We start from the raw sequence: 2,524 nt of genomic DNA, 5'->3' as shown, positions 1-2,524 counted from the left end.
TCATCTAATCTCGCGCTATAAGGCAATTCGATGAACTCAATGTAGCGCGGATCATCATCTTCAACTGCTACAATATTAGGCCATTCTTTTTTATCTTGCGGGCATGAAAACTCAGCCACAACAATCCCATCAACTATGTTTACATGTTTCATATTGAATACCCCGNGGCATAAAAATAACAACTGAAAGTTGTGGTGGTACTGCTCACCGCAAGTGTGACGGTAGCAGGTGTGACAATGGGGACTTCACTGAAATTTGAAGTGTTGCTTTCAGTTGCATTCATATAATTAGCAATGCGTTGATTGCCAATTGCGCCTGCCCCACTAATATCAGCAGATATTGGACCGGCAGCAGTTGATGACATTGTTATCATGCCCGATATGCTAATTGCGTTTCTTGGTATTACCCCCCCTACATTTATCGGAGAACTAGTTACTATCGAAGTCGTTCCGTACATCGCTGTGTACTGAATTGATATATGTCTCCCCTGGACTATTACGGGATTAAAGCGCGATGATGCATCAGTGGGTACAACAGTTAACAATGCCGAAGCTGTGTATCCAGTAGGCATGGCTACGGCGCAAATCTCTGGCGCGGTCACTGATGTCGCGTTAACAGCAAATAAGGCTGACACTTGAGTTGTCGGGTTGTAAATCGCATATAAAGCCACAAACCCACTGATAGGCGCGGTGCCTGTATTCATCCCGCCAGCGCCAGTCGTAGCCAGGTTAATTGTATTGCTAAACCCGCTCAGTTTGTATTGCAACCCTCCCAAGGCGGATTGAACAATTAATTCATCTGCCGTGAAAGTGGCTGTTGCCGATGCTGCTGTAACACTCATTTTTGCATTGCGTGACGTGCCAACAACCCCAGTTAACTGCGGAAGATGTACGACGTCGCCTAAACCAAGGTTTGCGAGACTATTGATACTTTAGCCATTCCCATAAAAGTGACACACTCCAATCATTTTTAATGGGGAGTAAAACATGCTTATTGGCTATATCAGAGTTTCAACAAATGACCAAAATACTGAGTTGCAGAGAGCAGCCCTAATTAGTGCAAATTGCGAACAAATATTTGAAGATAAAATTAGCGGTAAATCATCAGACCGACCAGGCTTGAAGCGTGCAATGCGGACCATGTCGCAAGGGGATACATTGGTTGTGTGGAAGCTTGACAGGCTGGGCCGTAGCGTTCGCCACCTAATTGGTTTGATTGAAGAGCTTAAAAACCGTGGTGTGCACTTCCGCAGTTTGACCGATAGCATTGATACCAGCACTGCGATGGGCCGGTTTTTCTTTCATGTCATGTCAGCACTAGCAGAAATGGAACGCGAGCTAATAGTGGAACGCACGCTTGCTGGCCTTGCTGTTGCTAGGACTGAGGGCCGAGTCGGAGGGCGTCGCAGGATAATGACAACTGAAGTTGTTGCGCGAGCTAGACGCATGTTTGCAAATGGCGCAAGCATGCATCAAGTGGCTTTGGTGCTCGAGGTATCACCTAAAACTATCTATAAATACATCCCTGCAGCAGAACGTCGCACTATATTAGAAGTTTATAAAGATAGTCAGGGAATTTACATACAGAGTAACTAGCGTTCTATTTTGCATTATGCAAAATCGGCAAATATAGCGCGGCGAGGTTATGCAAAAATGCCCGTTCATCTATGCAAAAAAATCGCCGCGCTACATTAGTTAAAACTATCAAAACCTCACTTCGCCAGAAAAATCCTATAATTAGCCGTGTATATACAGTTAATTATAGGATGTGAATGATGACTTTCACTCATTCTCTCCGCTTCATTAAATCGCAATTACCCGTTGTTTAACGAGACAATTTCGTGGGTTATACAAGCCTTACAGAGGATTATATTGTGCGAGCACTTGATTTGAATGAGCTATGTATTGCGCCTCCTGCTGCGACTTACTTTGTGCGAGTGTCTGGTAATTCAATGACTGGGGTGGGGTTCTATGGTAGATTTCTGTTGGTTGTAGAACGGTATATCACAGCAAAACAGATTTTAATTCTGAGTTAATTAAAAATAGAATCCATCTTAAATATTCAGCGTGGCAAACAGATTTAAATCAAATAATAGTAAACGGAGCCTAAATGAAAGAACTATTAATACTAATAGCAACGCTCGTAATCTGGGTGATTATTGCTAAAATTTTAGCAAAATATTTCATCCATAAAGGGTGTCGAGACTGGGTGAGTAAAACAAGTGGGGTTATTGTTGGTGCAGTCGTTGCTTTTACTTTTTTGATTATAGTGGTAATCCCGATACCGGAAGAGACAATATTGACATCAGCCAACTCTAGCTCACCCGTCACATCGATTATACCAGAAAAAACAATTGATAAGCATGAAGAAAAAACGAAGTCAACCGCGCCTCAAACGATTGTAGAGGAACCTCGCAATCCTGATAATAATGAAAACATGAAGACGTTGGGTATTAGCCCGGACGTTTTTGAAAAAAGAATGAATGCCAATTTGGCAGCGTCTCATCGTGCACTTAGATTAAAAA

3 protein-coding genes are annotated in these 2,524 nt (G+C 42.8%); all 3 read left to right on the top strand.

Annotation, left to right across the window (positions count from 1 at the left end; all coding sequences use genetic code 11):
* Positions 1 to 986: 986 nt before the first annotated feature.
* Positions 987 to 1,595 (top strand): recombinase family protein, encoded by a 609-nt coding sequence (locus tag V2A85_RS23060; RefSeq protein ID WP_420072482.1) that lies wholly within the window; start codon positions 987 to 989, stop codon positions 1,593 to 1,595.
* 245 nt (positions 1,596 to 1,840) lie between these two features.
* Positions 1,841 to 2,035, top strand: coding sequence for a S24 family peptidase (locus V2A85_RS23055; RefSeq protein ID WP_420072481.1), 195 nt, complete (start codon positions 1,841 to 1,843; stop codon positions 2,033 to 2,035).
* A gap of 74 nt (positions 2,036 to 2,109) precedes the next feature.
* A partial coding sequence (locus V2A85_RS23050) for a hypothetical protein (RefSeq protein ID WP_420072480.1) occupies positions 2,110 to 2,524 on the top strand: 415 nt, incomplete at its 3' end.

The sequence above is a fragment of the Yersinia sp. 1252 StPb PI genome, assembly GCF_048593885.1.
In the GTDB taxonomy this organism is placed as follows: Bacteria; Pseudomonadota; Gammaproteobacteria; order Enterobacterales; family Enterobacteriaceae; genus Yersinia; species Yersinia enterocolitica_E.
The sequence above is the reverse complement of the archived record's forward strand: the minus strand, read 5'-3'. Positions and strand labels throughout refer to the sequence as shown.

What these genes read in the sequence shown, in the direction of transcription:
- V2A85_RS23060 (WP_420072482.1), top strand. Translation starts at nt 987, where the DNA reads ATGCTTATTGGCTATATCAGAGTTTCAACAAATGACCAAAATACTGAG.